Raw genomic sequence first — 16236 nt, forward strand, 5'->3', positions numbered from 1 at the left:
AGACGCACGGAGGCGGGGGATTGACCCGTTCGCGCGGCTCTGGGGTCAGAGGGACGGTAGGCGCGGCGCGGTGGGGGCGGACATGTGGCGGTGCGCCATCGGGCATCCCGGGAAGTGTGGTTACCGGCCGTTGCCCGAGGCTGTGCCGAACCGAGAGCGCAAACGTGCGCCGACCCTCACGACTGAGACCCTATGGGGCCGGACACTATGACTGGATGGGGGAATGTATGTGCTGCCCCTGTGTGTTCGGCCGGTTCGGCTTCCTACGGTAACGGCCAGCGAACGCAGGGCGGGGGACGTACAGAGGTGGGGGGAACGACACGGGAGGCTGACATGAACGCGAGCACGGCAGTGGGCGGCGAAGAACGACCCGTCGCCGCGATGCCGATGCCCCGGGCCCGCGCCGAAGAGCCCTCAGGCGCCCTCGGTAAAAAGGCCGACCGCGCGGGAAGCGGCGATCGCGAGGCCCTGAGCGGTACGGACCGGACCGGAAGCGGCGGCGGGAACTCCCGCGGGCCCTCGGCCGCTTCGCACCTGCGGCGCCTGCTGGAACTCCTCGCCACCGGCGCGCCCGCCGAGGCGCTGGGCGCGGTCACCGGGCAGGCGCGTGAGGCGGGCGTCGAGGGGACGGACCTGGCGGAGACCGAGCGGGCGGTGGCCACGGCACTGCGGGTGCGCAGCTCACTGCGCGCGCATCGCCGCCGGGAACTCGAACTCGCCGCCCTGTTCGACACGGCCGGCGACCTCGCCGCCTCCCGGGACGTCGACGAGGTGCTGAAGGCCATCGTCCGGCGGGCCAGGATGCTGCTGGGCACCGACACGGCGTATCTGACGCTGCCGGACGAGGAGGCCGGGGACACCTACATGCGGGTCACGGACGGCTCCGTGTCCCCGGTGTTCCAGCACCTCCGGCTGGATCTCGGCGAGGGACTTGGCGGCCTGGTGGCGCAGACCGCCCGCCCGTACGCGACCCCGGACTACTCCACCGACGAGCGCTTCCGCCACACCCGCGACATCAACGCGGGCGTGACCGAGGAGGGTCTGGTCGCGATCCTCGGTGTACCGCTGCTGCTCGGCTCGGTGCACGGCGGGGACCGGAAGGTGATCGGCGTGCTGTTCGCCGCCGACCGCAGCCCCCGCTCGTTCAGCCCCGACGAGGTGGCGCTGCTGTCCTCGCTCGCCGCGCACGCCGCCATCGCCATCGACACGGCCCGCGCGCTCGACGACACCCGTGCCGCGCTCGCCGAACTCGCCGAGGTCAACGAGGTCGTGCGGGCGCACGCGGCGGCCGTGCAGCGGGCCGAGGAGGCACACGACCGGCTCACCGACCTGGTGCTGCGCGGCGGGGACGTGCGGGAGGTGGCCGTCGCCGTGGCCGGACTGCTCGACGGGGCGCTCACCGTGCACGATCCCGGCGGCCGGCCGCTCGCCGCGGTCCGGCACGACGGCGGGCCGTTCGCCGCCGACTCGATGGACGCGGGCTGGCTGGTGTCGGCCGCCGAGGAGTCCCGTACGGCGGGCCGCGCGGTGGCCCGCTCGGGGCGGTGGATCTGCGCGGTGCTGGCCGGGCACGAACTGCTGGCCATCATGGTGCTGCACCGGGGCCACCCGCTGGCGGACGCCGACCGGCGGATGTTCGAGCGCGCGGGCGTCGTCACCGGCCTGCTCATGCTGCTGCGGCGCACGGTGGCGGAGACCGAGAACCGGGTGCGCGGCGAACTCGTCACCGACCTGCTGACCGACACCGGACGCAACCCCGCGCTGCTCGCCGAGCGGGGCCGCAGACTCGGCGTCGACCTGGACCGGCCGTATCTGGTGCTGGTCGCCGACACGGAGCCCGCGGCCCGGGAACGGCTGGGGTCGGCCGCCGTGCGCTATCTCTTCGGGGCCCCGGCCGGTTGCGCAGGCGCCGAACACGCCGGTGCCGTCGTGCTGTTGACGGTGGCCGACGAACGGCTTACGCCCGGTCAGTGCGCCCGCGCCGCGGCCGTACAACTCGGCCACCTCACGGGCGCCCCGGTCACGGTGGCGGCCGCAGGACCGGTCTGCGGGCCGTCCCGGATCGCGGACGCACACGCCGAGGCGGTGCGCTGCCTGCGCGCCCTGCATGTGCTCGGCCGCCACGGCGACGGCGCGTCCGCCGGTGAACTCGGCTTCCTCGGCGTGGTCTTGGGCGACAGCAAGGATGTGAACGGCTTCGTGCGCGGCACGCTCGGGCCGCTCCTGGAGTACGACGCACGGCGGGGCACCGAACTGGTCCCCACGCTCGCCGCCTACTTCGGCGCGGGCGGCAGCCTGACCCGCGCCAAGGACACGCTGCACGTGCACGTCAACACGGTCGTGCAACGCCTGGACCGCATCGAGGCGCTGCTCGGCGCGGACTGGAGCCGCCCGGACCGCGCGCTGGAGCTGCAACTGGCCCTCAGACTGCGGGAACTGAGCGGTTGACCCGCTCGCTGACGCCGGGGCGGCGGCCAGGCCGCCGCCCCGGCGTGTCAGCGGCCCGTCGACCCGACGGCGGCCTCCAGCAGCAGGTCGGCGATGCGCGCCGCGCCCTCCTCACCGGTGAGCACCGTGTAGTGGTTGGTGCCCGGCGAGCGCAGCGGTGTGACGCCGGTGCCCTCGAGGGCGGCGCGGGCGAGGCGTTCCTCGTCGTACAGTCCCTGCGGCTCGTCCATCAGACCGCTGTCCGCCCACAGCAGCGTGGCGGGCGAGGGCAGATGGCGGATCGCGGCCAGCACGTCCTCGTCGAACACGCCGACACCGTCGGTGCGCACCGCCTCCAGACGGCACGAGGACCGCAGCTCCGGCTCCTCACCCACCAGGTCGCGCTGGATGTACGCGTCCACCTCCCGCGTCCACCGGTCGGCGAACGCGGGATGGACCCGCCAGAACGCCCGGTAGGCATCCCGGTCGCGGAAGGTCATCGACAGCCGGTCCATGGCCGGGCCGATCACCGCGGTCATCAGCTCGTCGGGGGACAGCTCGGTGGGGGCCGGGAACCCGAGCCCGCCGTCCACGAGCAGCAGCGGACCGAACCGCCCGGGGTGGCGTACGGCGGCCAGCGCCGCGGTGAACGCGCCCATCGAGTGCCCGGCCAGCACCGGCCGTCGCAGCCCCAGCGCCTCGGCCGTCGCGGCGGCGTCGTCGGCGTGCACGGCGATGCCGTACGGCCCGGGCAGGTGCCGGCTGCCCGCGCGTCCGCGCAGATCGGGGGCGACGAGCGTGGCGCGGCCCGCGAGACGGCGGGCGACCGGCCCCCAGGACAGCCCGTTGGCGGTGATGCCGTGCAGGGCGAGCACCGTGGGCGCCTCGGGATCGGCGGCGGCCCAGCGCAGCACGGCCAGGTCGCCGCCCGGCACGGGGACGCTCAGCTCCTCGAAGGGCAGCGGCTCGGGGCCCGCGGGCGCGTCGGCGGGCGAGGTGTCGGCGGTGGTCACGACGATTGCCTTTCCTTGACGTCGGCGTCGGCGGAAGCGGCCGACGCCCTGCTGCGCCGGACGTCGGGAGCGGTCCGTGGGTCACCGGTGGCGGACCCGGATCCGTCGACGTCCGATTCTCGCCCGGGACCGCCGTCACCGTCACCGGAGCCGGCCGTGGCACCGCGGCGTGCGGCGCGTGCGGCACGGACGCGTCCGGGCAGGGCGGCGAGCCCGCCGGGCAGGACGCCCACGATGACCACGAACAGCACGCCCAGCAGGAACAGCGGCTGGCTGAGCGGCACCCGCAGCACGGCGGGCAGGTCCGCGACGGCCGCCGAGCCCGCGACATCGCCGAGGCGTTGGTCGGCCCAGGTGTACAGGACACCGCCCAGCATCGGCCCCCAACGGGTACCGGAGCCGCCGAGGACGACCATCACCAGCAGCGACAGCGTGAACTCGGAGCTGGTGGTGTGCGGGGTGGAGCCGCCGGTCAGCAGCAGGTGCACGATGCCGCCCAGCGCGGCCAGCGCGCTCGCGACGGTGAAGGCCAGCAGCTTGAACCCGTACGGGCGCAGGCCCAGTACCTCGACGCGCCGCTCGTTCTCCTTGATGCCCTCCCAGACACGGCCGGTGGGCGAGTGGGTGGTCCAGTGCACGACCGCGAGGGTGAGGGCGAGGAACGCGAGGGTGATCCAGTACAGATTGGCGGTGTTCTCGATGCCGACGAGCCCGGACGGCAGCAGGTCGGCGGCGACCGCGCGGCCCTCCTCGCCGCCGGTGAAGCCGCCCGGATCGCGGGCGACCAGGATGGAGGCGGCCTGGGCGAAGGCCAGCGTCACCATCGAGAAGGCGATGCCGGTGACGCGCAGGGCGACCGAGCCGAGCAGCACCGCCAGGGCGATGCCGAAGACGAGGCCGAGCACGGCGGACAGGCCGAACGACAGCCCCGCCTCCTGCATCATCGTGTTGGTGGCGTAGCTGCCCGCGGCGAAGTACAGCGCATGCCCGAAGGACAGCAGGCCGGTGCGGCCGAGCAGCAGGTCGTAGCCGGTCGCCAGGGCGCCGAACAGCAGGCACAGCGCGAGGAGTTGCAGACTTCCGGGACTGCCGACGGGCCCGTCGAGCAGACCGGGGATCTCGATGGCGCCGTACGGAAGCACGAACAGCAGGACGAACAGGCCCACGGGCCACCAGCGCAGCAGGCGGCGGGCGGCGGACCCCTGCGCACCGGCCGCGAGGGCGGTACCGGTGCCGGTGGCGGTGCTCATGCGAGCCTCCCGGTCAGACCGCGCGGGCGCACCAGCAGCAGGGCGGCGAGCAGCACGACGACGGCGAGGTCGCCGAGTCCGGCGGTGGTGTAGTAGTTGGCGAACTGCTGGACGAGGCCGATGACGACGGACGCGACGGCCGCGCCGGTCACCGAGCCCATGCCGCCCGTCACGACGACCACGAACGCGAAGATCAGCAGCGAGGTGCCCTGACGGGGGTCGACCGAACCGAAGTACAGGCCGCCGAGTGCGCCGCCCAGCGCGGCGGCGGCACCGCCGATGGCGAAGACCAGGGTGAACGCCTTGCCGACATCGATGCCCAGGGCGGTCACCATGGCCCGGTCCTCGACACCGGCCCGGACCACCAGGCCGTGCCGGGTGCGGTCGAGGAACAGCTTCAGACCGGCCCAGACCAGGACGGCGCCGGCGATCAGCACGAACCGGTTGGCCGGGATCTGGGCGCCGAGCACGCCGACCGTGTCCTTGAGCGCCTTCGGGCCGGGGAAGGTCAGGGCGTCGGTGCCCCAGATGCCCGAGAGCAGCGCGGGCACGGCCAGCGAGACGCCGACCGTGGCCAGCACCTGCTCGCGGGGCCTGCTGTACAGCGGTCGTACGACGGCCAGTTCGAGCAGGACCGCCGCGAGGGTGCCGACCACCACGCCGAACACGACGGCGAGCACGAAGCCGAGGCCGCCGGAGCCGGCGCCGGGCAGATTGCCCGAGGCGGCCCACCAGGTGGCGTAGGCGCCGATGGACAGCAGCGCGCCGTGCGCGAAGTTGAGCACGTCCATCAGGCCGAAGATCAGCGAAAGGCCGGAGGCGATGAGGAAGTACAGCGCGCCGAGGCCGAGCCCGGTCAGGGTGAGCAGGACGACGGTGTCCATCAGGCGTCGGCCTCCGTACGGTCGGACCGTGGACCCGCGGGCGCGTCGGCGCTTGCGGATCCGGCGGGCGGGGCGGCGGCCGACGCCGCGAGGGCCGCGGGTGCGGTGGGCGCGCGGCCGACACCGAGCAGCCGGCGGGTGGCGTCCGGGTCGCCGAGCAGGTCCGCGGCGGGACCCTGGTGGGCGGTGCGGCCGTCGGCGAGCACCGCGCAGTGCGTGGCGAGCCGGCGGACCATGGCGAGGTTCTGCTCGACGAGCAGCACCGGAATGGCCTCGGCGGCACGCTCCAGTACCTGGGTGACCTCGGTGACGACCTTCGGGGCCAGGCCCTTGGTCGGCTCGTCCGCGATGATCAGCCGATTGCCGTTGAGCAGGGTGCGGCCGATGGCCACCATCTGCTGCTGGCCGCCGGAGAGCGTGCCGGCCGCCTGCTTGGCACGCTTGAGCAGTTCGGGGAAGAGTTCGTGGACGAGGGCGTAGTCCGGCTCGCCGTCGCCGCGTTCGGCCAGACGCAGGTTCTCCGCGACGGTCAGCCCGGCGAAGATGCCACGGTCCTCCGGGGCGTAGCCGATGCCGCGGCGCACCAGGGCGTGCGTGGGCAGGCCCACGGTCTCCTCGCCGTCCAGCCGCACGCTGCCGGTGCGCGGCACCAGGCCGAGCACGCCCCGCACGGTGGTCGTCTTGCCCGCGCCGTTGCGGCCGAGCAGGGCGGTGACGCCCTGCCCCGCCACATCGAGGTCGACGCCGTGCAGGATGTGCCGGCCGCCGATCAGCACCCGCAGGCCGCGCACGCTCAGCAGCGGAGCGCCGCCGGCGGCGGGCGGTGCGCCGGTGACGGGCCGGGCCGTACGGTCCTCGCTCACAGGGCCTCCCCGAGGTAGGCCTGCTGGACGGTGGCGTCGGCGGTGACGGCCTCGGGGCTGTCCAGCGCGAGCAGACTGCCGTGGTGCATCACGGCGAGCCGGTCGGCCAGACCCAGCAGGACGTCCATGTGGTGCTCGACCATGAGCACGGTGCGGCCCTCCTCACGGTGCAGGGTGCGGATGAGTTCGGTCAGGGCGGGTACCTCCTCGGCGCTGACGCCCGCCATCGGCTCGTCCAGCAGCATCAGCCGGGGCTCCGCGACCAGCAGGACGGCGAGTTCCAGTTTCCGTTTCTCGCCGTGCGAGAGGGCCTGGGCCAGGGCGTCGACGCGGTGCGTGAGGCCGGTGCGGGCCAGCACGTCGTCGACCTTGTCCTGGTGGCGTGGGGCCCGCCGCCAGATCCGGTACGAGCCGCCGACCGCGGCCTGCGCGGCGAGCCGGACGTGTTCCGCGACGCTCATCGCGGGCCACAGGCTGGACGTCTGGAAGGTACGGCCGAGGCCGCGCCGCGCCCGGGCGTACGGGGCCTCGCCCGTGATGTCCGTCCCGTCCAGGACGACCCGGCCCGCGGTGGCCGGGACAAGCCCGCTGATCAGGTTGAACAGCGAGGTCTTGCCGGCCCCGTTGGGACCGATGAAGGCGAGGAACTCGCCCTCGTACACCTCCAGGGAGACGTCCGAGAGGATGGTCGCGCCGCCGACGCTCCAGCCGACGCGGTCCAGGCCGAGGACGGCCGCGGGGGCCGCGGTCGTACCGGGCACGCGTCCCGCGCTGCGGGATGCCGCGGTCACGGGTCAGCCCGCCAGGGGCTTGACGGGCGGGGCCACCTTGTCCAGCGGGAGCGTCCGGACCAACTCCGGCTCGGCGGTCTTGCCGCTGCCCTTGAGCCGCGCCTCGAACATCGGCTGGAGCAGGGCGTGGTCCTCGGCGCGGATCCGCAGCTCCCCCTTGACGCCGTCGAACGTCCAGCCCTCCAGGGACTTCACCATCGCGTCGGTGTCGTCGGCGCTCGCCCCGACGGCGCGCACGATCATCTGGGCGGCGGTGAAGCCGTCCGGGGTGAACAGGTCGGGGGTGCCGCCGGCCCGCTCGACCGACTTGGTCATGGCCTTCTCGACGTCGGTGCCGGCCGCGCCCGCGAAGTAGTGCGCGAGGAAGGTGATCTTCTCGCTGCCCGCCCCGAAGACGGGGTACGAGGCGGTGCCGGCCAGGCCGGTGGTGACCTTCGACGCGCTCAGCACGCCCTGCTGGTCGAGGGCGGTCCACAGCGCGGGGGCGGTGGCGCCCGCCCAGGCCACGAACACCAGGTCGGGCGCGGCGGACTTGACCTGCCGGGCGAACGGGGTCAGGTCGGTGGCGCTGGGCGGGGCCAGCACGGAGGAGACGGTGGCGCCCTCGGCGCCGAGCACCGCCTTCACGGCGTCGACGTTGGCCTGGCCGAAGGTGGAGTCCTGGGCCAGCACGGTGACCTTCTTGCCCTTGGCGTCGCCGAGCATCGCGGCGGCGGTCAGGGTGTCCTGGTAGGACTGCCGGCCGGATCGGAACGTGTACTTGTTGCTGCCGGTCACGGCGTCCGTGGCGGCCGGGCCGTCGATGAACAGCACCTTGTTCTGGGCGGCCAGCGGGGCCATCTGCAGGGCGATGCCGGAGTCCGTGCTGCCCGCGAGGATCTTCGTGCCCTTGCCGATCAGGTCCTTGGCCGCGGCGACCGCCTTGGAGGCGTCACCGGCGTCGTCGCGCTCGGTGATCTCGATGGTGTGGCCGCCGACCTTGCCGGTGCCGTGGGTGGCGTGGTCGAGACCGGCCCTGAAGCCCTCGATGTACTGCTTGCCGTAGGCGGCGAGCGGGCCGGTCTTCGAGTAGACGAGGCCGACCTTCACGGCCGCCGTGCCCTTCTGGTCGTCGGCGGATCCGGAGCCCGCCGTGCCGGCCTCGGCGCAGCCGGAAGCGAGGAGCGCGGCGGCCGTGAGGGCGGCCGCGGCGAGGATTCTGGTGCGGCGCAGGTGTGCGCGGTGTGCAGGCATCGTGGGCATCGGACCGGCTCCCGGGGGGTGGATGCCGCGCCGGCCCGTGCCGCGGACAGTGGCGGCGGCACATATGCGGCGGACGGCGGCGGCGCGGTTGCTGACGCAGGGGACGGTAAGAGCCACCGAAGGGCTACCGACATGGTGTTGACCACCGCAGCTGAGGCGGTGGACATATGTCCGTCCCACATGGTTGTGGCCCACGCAGAACGGTCGGCCGCTCCGCTTCCGGCCGACGAGCCTGCCCGTGATCGTCGTCAGGCCCTCGGAGGGGAGCCAGCCGCCGGTCTTGGGCCGCCACCCCGGTCAGCTCGAACACCGGCCGTTCCACCTGCGGGAACGGCCGGAGGATCCGGTGGTCGGCGAACGCAGCCCTGACTCCCCGGCCGGCGAGATGCCGGCCGCGACCTGAGGCCCGCCGCCGGGGCGTCCCGAAGGAGCATCCGCAGTCGTGTCGGCTCGTCGCCGGGGCGTCCCGCAGGAGTGCCCGACGGGGACGAGGATCCGGGCGGCGCGGGCCCGCACCTCGTGTCAACGCCAGCGCAGCAGCGCCCCCAGCCCGCCCACGGGCGTGTCCTCGTGTGCTCCTGTCGCCGGGGTCACCGAGAGGGCCGCGGCGTCGGTGGCGACCACGGAGCGGATCACGGCGTCGTCGGCGCGGGTCGGCCAGGGCCGCGGCTCGCCCAGCGTCTTGAGATCCGTGCGCCGCACCGCCAGCTGGTCGGGAGCCTCACCGATCCACACCTCGCGGTGTGTGTCGGGGCCGTCCGGACGGACCAGCAGTTCGTCGATGCGGTGCTCGCGCGCCGCCTCGACCAGCGCGGGCACGCCCTCCACGGCTCCGGTGCGCCCCTCGCCGTCCGGGGTCCGGGCGGCCAGGAATCGTCCCAGCTCCGCTTCCGCGCGCCGCCGGACGTGCTCGGCGCGGGCCCGCTCGACCTCCTCGTCCAGGAGCCTGCTGCCGATTCCGTGGTCGGCCTCCACCACCCGGTCGGTCAGCTGCTGGGGCAACCGCTCGTGCACGGCACGGCACTCCCGCTGCTCCCCGACCAGGATCAGCAGGTCGGCGCGGACCTCGTCCTGGCACGCGGCGAGCGCGTCGGCGATCTCCCCGGCATTGCTCTCCCAGGTGTTCTCCACCCTGAGCTGGAAGTGCCGCTCCGACCAGTCGGCCGTCGCCGTGCGGTGCAGGGGCCAGGGCTGACCGGTGACCGAGCCCGCCGCACGGCTGCCCACCCCGCTGCGCAGTTCGACGTCCGCGCCCCTGCGGTCGACGTACGCCACCAGGCAGACGGGGTCCTCGCCCGCCAGTTCCAGCAGCGGCGCCACGTGCCGCAGGGGCGCCCACCGGGCCGAGGTGCCCGCGGCGCGTGACAGTGACACGGACGCGTTGCGGGCGGCCGCGTGACGGTGGCACGGGGAGCCCGGGAAGACGGGTGTCCCCGCGGCCGGGACACCCGGTCCGGCGCCGCAGCGGCCCGCGACCGGCCGTGCCCTGCGGGCGCATGGGTGCGATGCCGGTGGGTACTCCGGGCGGCGTCACACCGGCGTGGCACGAGCACGCCGGCTCCGCGGGAGGCAACCGGCGGTGACCGGCGGCCCGCAACGCGTCCGTGTCACTGTCACGCGGCGGCCCGCAACGCGTCCGTGTCACCGTCACGCGGCGGCCCGCAACGCCTCCCGCTCCGGTACGCCCGCATCCTCCGCAGCTCCTCGCACCGCCCGCGGCACCGCGGCCGGCAGCCGGCGCGCCCGCAGGGCCCGGCCGGCTGTGATCGTTCCGGCGATGAGCAGGCCGCCGACGACCAGGGCGCCGCGCGCACCGGACAGCTCCATGAGCAGGCCGAGCGCGGGCGGACCGCCGAGGCTCCACACCGTGCCGATGCTGTTCCAGACGCCGAGCACCCGGCCTCGCAGATGGGCGGGCGGGTCGGTCTGCAGGACGGCCGTGCCCGCCGTGTCGGAGGCGGACTCCACCACGGCCATCGGCAGGACCAGCACCAGCAGTACGGCCAGCGAGGGCGACAGTCCGGCCGCCACCTGCAGCAGTCCGCCGGTCGCGGCCAGCGTGCCGACGAGCCGGACCGAGGGCCTGCGGGTCCGGGCGCCGAGTACGGCACCCAGGGCGCCGCCCACGGCGAGCACGGTGGACACGGTGCCGAACGCCCCCGCACCGCCCGCGAGCGGCCCGGTGACGAGCACGGCCAGGGTGAGCCCGTAATTGCGGCCGAGGACCGAGCTGATGCCGGTGACACAGGCGAGCGCGACCAGACGTGGCCGCCGCGCGAAGTGGGCGAGCCCCTGGCGCACGGTCATGTCCCGGCCGGCCGTATCGGCCCGCACGGCGGGCGCATCCTTCGGCACGGTGCGCGCGGAACTGCCGTACGCGGGGCGCAGCAGCGGCACCACCGCGGTCACGAACAGGAACGACAGCCCGTTGGCGGCGTAGGCGGCGGCCGTGCCGAGAAAGCCCACGGTGACGCCCGCCAGCGCCGTGCCGAGCAGCCGGCCCGCGCTGTGCACCAGGGCGCCCACGCCGATGGCCGAGGGCACGTCCCCCGCGGGCACGAGATCGTTGCCGAGCAGCGCGCAGGCCGGTCCGTCGACGGTGGCGACGACGCCGGTCAGGGCGGCGAGCACGAGCAGGGACGGCAGGTCGAGCCGGTCCAGGGCCACGAGCGCGGCCGTCGCGAACGCCACGAGGCCGAGCAGGGACTGGCTGACGGCGACCGTCAGCCGGCGCGGCCACCGGTCGACTGCGGCGCCGCCGAGCAGGCTCATGAGCAGCGCGGGCGCGGCCTGCACGGACATGGACAGGCCCGTGGCGGCGGCCGATCCGGTGATCTGCAGGACCAGCAGGTTCTGCACCGTGAGCTGCATCCAGGTGCCGACGTTCGACACGAGGTTGGCGACGGACCACCAGCGCATGCTGCGGTGCCTCAGCGACCGCCAGGGCGCATGCGAGGCCGCGGCGCGCGGGGCGGCGGATTCGGGCATGGGGGAGGGAGGGGAAGGAGGAGAAGACACGGTCCGGTACTCGATGGCGACGGGGAGTCAGCGACAGGGGCCGGGCGGAGCCGAGCGGCCCGACCGGTGCAGCCGAACAGCCCGGCCGCGCTGCGTGCGCAGCGTCCACCGAGTCGGTCACGGCTCGGACCATCGTGGCAGAGCGGTCCCCGGCCGACGGATCCCGTGCCGCGGATGCCGCCGCGGCCCGGCCCAACCGCGTGCGATGGCACGGTACTTGGGTCCTGAGTGTGTTTGCTCACACGCACACCCGGCCAGTAGCGTTCACCAGTTGAAGCCAACTACGTCCGCCCTGGTCAGCGGGGCGCGGCGGAAGCTGGGTGCGGGAGCGGTCACGCGCCGTGCCCGGGTGGCTGCCGACCCCCGGGTACCGGCGGGCAACTGCCGGGTGACACAGGGGAACCGGGCGCGGGGAAACCGGGTTGCCTCTCACCGGCACACGGCTGTGGCCCGGGTGTGCGGTCCGTGCGGCCGTCCGTACGGGCCGGCTCCGGCGCTCAGAAGGCGCGAGCACACCGAGTAAGTGGGACATTAGGAATCAACGCGTGAAAACTACTGCCTGGGGGAACCCAGTGGCAGTGCCGTCCGCACAGCGGCGGACCCGGGGCACGCTGACGCTCGCGAGCGCACAACAGCCAGAACGTTCACTTTCGCACAAGCACCTTTCTCTTCCACGCCGGACGGTACGGGCAGCGTGGCCTTCACCCACCGCGACGCGGACAAAGGACGCCTTATGACTGATACGAAGACGTGTGCCACATGGCGGCGCGCCCTGGTGACCGGCGGTGCCGGGTTCATCGGCAGCCACCTGTGCGAGCAGTTGCTGAATGCGGGAACCGAAGTCGACTGCGCCGACAACCTGTTGTCCGGAGCGCGCGCGAATGTCGCACACCTCCAGGGCCGCCCGGGCTTCCGGTTCGTGGAGTGCGACGTCTGCGCGCCCGACGCCACCGGGCGGCTGGCCGGACCGTACGACCTGGTACTGCACTTCGCCTGTCCCGCCTCGCCCGCCGACTATCTGCGGCTGCCCCTCGAAACCCTCGACGCCGGCAGTGTGGGCACCCGCGCCATGCTGGCCCTCGCCGAGCGGGACGGCGCGCGGTTCCTGCTCGCCTCGACGTCCGAGGTCTACGGCGACCCCCTGGTGCATCCCCAGCGCGAGGACTACTGGGGCAACGTCAACCCGGTCGGCCCGCGCAGTGTCTACGACGAGTCGAAACGCTTCGCCGAGGCCCTGGTCACCGCGCATGTGCGCACCAAGGACGCCGACGCGGGAATCGTGCGCCTGTTCAACACCTACGGGCCGCGCATGCGGGCACATGACGGTCGTGCCGTGCCCACCTTCGTCTGCCAGGCCCTGGCCGGTGAAGCGCTGACCGTGGCCGGGGACGGCAGCCAGACCCGTTCCCTGTGCTACGTCGACGACATCGTGGACGGCATCCTGCTGGTGGCCGCCAGCCGGTCGGTACGCCCCGTCAACCTCGGCGGCACCGACGAGGTGACCGTGCGGGAGATCGCCTCGCGCATCGTGGAACTGGCCGGGTCCTCCTCCTGTATCGAGTTCGTCGACCGCCCCGCCGACGACCCGCAGCGGCGCCGCCCGGACACCGCGCTGGCCCGCGAACTGCTGGGCTGGACACCCCGCGTGCCCTGGGAGGAGGGCATCAAGCAGACCATCGCCCACTTCGCGGCCCGGCCGGTGCGCGAGCCGGCCCCACATGTGTGAGACGCCCCCCATGCCCCGACGGAGGCACCATGCGCGTTCTGGGAATCAACGCCCTCTTCCACGACCCCGCCGCCGCACTCGTGGTCGACGGCCGGATCGTGGCGGCCGCGGAGGAGGAACGCTTCAGCCGGCGCAAGCACGGCAAGCGGCCGATCCCGTTCTCCGCCTGGGAACTGCCCGAACTGTCCGCCCGCTGGTGCCTGGACCACGCCGGCCTGACCCCGTCGGACCTCGACGCGGTCGCCTACTCCTACGACCCCGAACTCGCCCGCCCGGCCGGCCTGATGGGACTGGACGACCCCTGGGACCAGCTGCGGCAGGACTACGCCCGCCGGGCACCGCAGTTCCTTGCCGAGGCGCTGCCAGGACTCGACCCGGACAAGGTCCGCTTCGTCGCGCACCACGTCGCCCACGCCGCCTCCGCCGGCCAGGCCTCCCCGTACCCGGACTGCGCCGTCCTGGTGCTGGACGGCCGCGGCGAATGCGGCTCCCATCTCGCCGGCCACTACGTCAACCGTGAACTGAGCGCGCTGCGTTCGCAGTCGCTGCCCGACTCGCTGGGCCTGTTCTACGAAGACCTCACCCAGCACCTCGGATTCCTGCGCAGCAGCGACGAGTTCAAGGTGATGGCCCTCGCCTCCCACGGCGAGCCGCGCTTCCTGGACCGGCTGCGCGCCTATGTCCACCCCGACGCCGACGGGGGCTTTCGGGCCCGCCCCGTGCCCTGGGCGTCCCTCGTGCCGCCGCGCCCCGCGGGCGGCGCCTGGACACAGGACCACGCCGACGCGGCGGCCAGCGCCCAGGCGTGCCTGGAAGAGGTCCTGCTGGGCCTTGCGCGGTGGCTGCGCGAGCACACCGGCGAGGACACGCTGACCCTGGCGGGCGGCGTGGCACTCAACTGCGTGGCCAACACCCGGCTGCACCGTGACGGCCCGTTCACGCACCTGTGGGTGCAGCCCGCCGCCGGGGACGCGGGAACCGCCCTCGGCGCCGCGCTGCACGTCGCCCACCAGAAAGAAGCCGTGGAGGCCATGCCGTCCGCCGCCCTCGGACGCGGCTGGCACGACGCCGAACTGCGCGCCTGGCTCGAGCGAGCGGCCGTACCCTACGAGGAGCCCGAGGACATCGCGGAGACCGTCGCCGAAGAACTCGCCCGCGACGGCATCGTGGCCTGGTTCCAGGGCCGCAGCGAATACGGCCCCCGTGCCCTCGGCCATCGCTCGCTGCTGGCCCATCCCGGCCGCGCCGAAAACCTGGAACGGCTCAACGCGGTCAAGGGACGTGAAGAGTTCCGCCCCGTCGCCCCGATGGTGTCGGCCGAACGGGCCGCGGAACTGTTCGACGGCCCCCTGCCCAGCCCGTACATGCTGTTCGTGCACGACGTGGCCGCCGAGTGGCGCGAGCGCATCCCCGCGGTCGTGCACGTGGACGGCACGGCCCGGATCCAGACCGTGGACCGCGCCACCGAGCCGCTGGTGGCCCGGATGATCGACGGCTTCGAGCGCCGTACCGGACTGCCCGTGGTGGTCAACACCAGCCTCAACACCGCCGGGCGGCCCATGGTGGACGACCCGCGCGACGCCCTCGAGTGCTTCGGCTCCGCCCCCGTCGACCTGTTGGCGCTCGGCCCGTTCGCGGTGCGCCGGAAGAAGGTGTTCGCATGATGTGCGGCCCCGGCGTGCGGGGGCGCGAAGCCCCCGCCTACGCCGTCGTCGTCCCCACGATCGGGCGTGGCTGCCTCGCCGCGTGCCTGCGCGCGCTCGCCGCCGCCGACGGCCATCCACCCGAGGAGGTGGTCGTCGTCGACGACCGCACCGACCCCGCCACGCCGCTGCCGCTGGAAGCGACGGGCGTCCTGCGGGACCGGACGCGCACGCTGCGCACGGGCGGACGAGGGCCGGCGGCCGCCCGCAACGCCGGGTGGCGCACGGTGCGCGCGCCCTGGACCGTCTTCCTGGACGACGACGTCCAGGTGCTGCCCGACTGGTCCCGCCGGCTCGCCGAAGACCTCACCGCGGCCGCCGCGACCACCGGCGGGGTGCAGGGACGCCTGCGGGTCCCGCTCGATCCGGACCGCAGGCCCACCGACTGGGAACGGGGCACCGCGGGTCTGGAACACGCGGCCTGGGCCACCGCCGACATGGCCTACCGCACGGCGGTACTGGCGAAGGTCCAAGGCTTTGACGAGCGGTTCCGCCGTGCGTTCCGGGAGGACGCCGACCTGGCCCTGCGGGTCTCGGACGCGGGCTGGTCCCTGTGCCGCGGGCGGCGCACCACCCGCCACCCGGTGCGGGACACCGACCGGTGGGTGTCGGTACGGGCCCAACGCGGCAACGCCGACGACGCGCTGATGAGCCGTCTGCACGGCCGCGACTGGTGGCAGCGCGCCCGGGCACCGCGCGGCCGGCTGCCCCGGCACACGCTCGTCACGGCCCTGGCCCTCGCGGCACCAGCGCTCGCCCTGGCCGGCCGGCCGCGCGCCGCCCTGGCCGGCGCCGCCCTGTGGGCGCTGGGCACCGGCGAGTTCGCCCTCGCCCGCATCCTGCCCGGACCGCGCACCGCACCGGAGATCGCCACCATGCTCGCCACCAGCGTCGTCATCCCGCCGCTCGCGGTACGCCACTGGCTCACCGGCCTGGTACGGCACCGGGCGGCCGTGCCGCTCGGGCCCGTGCCGCCGTCGACGCGGGCAGCGGCCCGCGCACCGGCACCGACCGCCCGCCGCGCCACGCCGTACGGAGGCACGCCATGAAGCACCGTGCCACCGCCCGGAGTTCCACCGAGCCGCGCCGCGCCCCGGACCGGGCCGCGCTCCAGGCGCGCGCCGCCGCCACGGCCGCCGTCCGGGCCCGCGCCGCACCCCACATCCAGGACACGCCCGGCGGCATGCACGGCGGTCCGGTCATCGGCGGTCCGGTCACCGCCGCCGATGTCAGCCGTCGCGACCAGCACACGGGGACGGCGCTCGGCGGGACCGGCACCCGGGCGCACCGCTCGCGCCCGGCCGACGACGGCCGCGGCC

Annotated in this window: 12 protein-coding genes and 1 pseudogene; 5 read left to right on the forward strand and 8 right to left on the reverse strand. The window is 74.4% G+C overall.

What is annotated here, in order from left to right; all coding sequences use genetic code 11:
* The first annotated feature begins 333 nt into the window (after positions 1-333).
* The gene (locus tag ABT245_RS42140; protein ID WP_351745319.1) at positions 334-2448 is read left to right on the forward strand and encodes a helix-turn-helix domain-containing protein; all 2115 of its coding nucleotides are present in this window, start codon (positions 334-336) and stop codon (positions 2446-2448) included.
* 47 nt (positions 2449-2495) lie between these two features.
* Here the strand turns inward: ABT245_RS42140 and ABT245_RS42145 are convergent, their stop codons facing one another.
* The 8 genes and pseudogenes from ABT245_RS42145 to ABT245_RS42180 form a co-directional block, all read right to left on the reverse strand.
* Entirely contained in the window at positions 2496-3440 is a 945-nt protein-coding gene (locus tag ABT245_RS42145; protein WP_351745322.1) for an alpha/beta hydrolase, read from the reverse strand.
* Positions 3437-4690 carry a branched-chain amino acid ABC transporter permease gene (locus ABT245_RS42150; RefSeq protein WP_351745324.1) on the reverse strand — a complete coding sequence of 418 codons (1254 nt, stop codon included), beginning with the start codon at positions 4688-4690 and terminating at the stop codon, positions 3437-3439. The genes ABT245_RS42145 and ABT245_RS42150 overlap by 4 nt, the downstream gene beginning before the upstream one ends.
* On the reverse strand, positions 4687-5574 hold the full coding sequence (locus ABT245_RS42155) for a branched-chain amino acid ABC transporter permease (protein WP_351745327.1): 888 nt from the start codon (positions 5572-5574) through the stop codon (positions 4687-4689). Before ABT245_RS42155 ends, ABT245_RS42150 begins: the two co-directional genes overlap by 4 nt.
* Positions 5574-6365, reverse strand: coding sequence for an ABC transporter ATP-binding protein (locus ABT245_RS42160; RefSeq protein ID WP_351745344.1), 792 nt, complete (start codon positions 6363-6365; stop codon positions 5574-5576). Before ABT245_RS42160 ends, ABT245_RS42155 begins: the two co-directional genes overlap by 1 nt.
* 68 nt (positions 6366-6433) lie before the next feature.
* Entirely contained in the window at positions 6434-7198 is a 765-nt protein-coding gene (locus ABT245_RS42165) for an ABC transporter ATP-binding protein (RefSeq protein WP_351745330.1), read from the reverse strand.
* A gap of 33 nt (positions 7199-7231) precedes the next feature.
* Positions 7232-8461: a substrate-binding domain-containing protein gene (locus tag ABT245_RS42170; protein ID WP_351745332.1), complete on the reverse strand. Its 1230-nt coding sequence runs from the start codon at positions 8459-8461 to the stop codon at positions 7232-7234.
* A 531-nt stretch (positions 8462-8992) separates the two neighbouring features.
* Positions 8993-9823: pseudogene (locus ABT245_RS42175) on the reverse strand (baeRF2 domain-containing protein); the annotation flags it as partial.
* Positions 9824-10117: 294 nt separating this feature from the next.
* A complete protein-coding gene (locus ABT245_RS42180) occupies positions 10118-11389 on the reverse strand; it encodes an MFS transporter (RefSeq protein WP_502982306.1) in 1272 nt (423 codons plus the stop codon).
* 832 nt (positions 11390-12221) lie between these two features.
* Here ABT245_RS42180 and ABT245_RS42185 point away from each other — a divergent pair.
* The 4 genes from ABT245_RS42185 to ABT245_RS42200 form a co-directional block, all read left to right on the forward strand.
* The gene (locus tag ABT245_RS42185; RefSeq protein WP_351745337.1) at positions 12222-13214 is read left to right on the forward strand and encodes an NAD-dependent epimerase/dehydratase family protein; all 993 of its coding nucleotides are present in this window, start codon (positions 12222-12224) and stop codon (positions 13212-13214) included.
* 29 nt (positions 13215-13243) lie between these two features.
* Positions 13244-14878 carry a carbamoyltransferase family protein gene (locus tag ABT245_RS42190; protein ID WP_351745339.1) on the forward strand — a complete coding sequence of 545 codons (1635 nt, stop codon included), beginning with the start codon at positions 13244-13246 and terminating at the stop codon, positions 14876-14878.
* On the forward strand, positions 14878-15966 hold the full coding sequence (locus ABT245_RS42195) for a glycosyltransferase family 2 protein (protein WP_351745346.1): 1089 nt from the start codon (positions 14878-14880) through the stop codon (positions 15964-15966). Before ABT245_RS42190 ends, ABT245_RS42195 begins: the two co-directional genes overlap by 1 nt.
* The coding region (locus ABT245_RS42200; protein WP_351745341.1) for a hypothetical protein at positions 15963-16236 on the forward strand (274 nt) is incomplete at its 3' end. The genes ABT245_RS42195 and ABT245_RS42200, both read left to right, overlap by 4 nt.

Origin of the sequence: Streptomyces sp. NPDC001508 (genome assembly GCF_040298665.1) — a bacterium.
Lineage (GTDB): Bacteria > Actinomycetota > Actinomycetes > Streptomycetales > Streptomycetaceae > Streptomyces.

Coding starts and splice junctions, on each gene's coding strand:
- ABT245_RS42140 (WP_351745319.1), top strand. CDS start 334: ATGAACGCGAGCACGGCAGTGGGCGGCGAAGAACGACCCGTCGCCGCG.
- ABT245_RS42170 (WP_351745332.1), bottom strand. CDS start 8,461: ATGCCTGCACACCGCGCACACCTGCGCCGCACCAGAATCCTCGCCGCG.
- ABT245_RS42195 (WP_351745346.1), top strand. CDS start 14,878: ATGTGCGGCCCCGGCGTGCGGGGGCGCGAAGCCCCCGCCTACGCCGTC.
- ABT245_RS42155 (WP_351745327.1), bottom strand. CDS start 5,574: ATGGACACCGTCGTCCTGCTCACCCTGACCGGGCTCGGCCTCGGCGCG.
- ABT245_RS42150 (WP_351745324.1), bottom strand. CDS start 4,690: ATGAGCACCGCCACCGGCACCGGTACCGCCCTCGCGGCCGGTGCGCAG.
- ABT245_RS42180 (WP_502982306.1), bottom strand. CDS start 11,389: ATGCGCTGGTGGTCCGTCGCCAACCTCGTGTCGAACGTCGGCACCTGG.
- ABT245_RS42185 (WP_351745337.1), top strand. CDS start 12,222: ATGACTGATACGAAGACGTGTGCCACATGGCGGCGCGCCCTGGTGACC.
- ABT245_RS42190 (WP_351745339.1), top strand. CDS start 13,244: ATGCGCGTTCTGGGAATCAACGCCCTCTTCCACGACCCCGCCGCCGCA.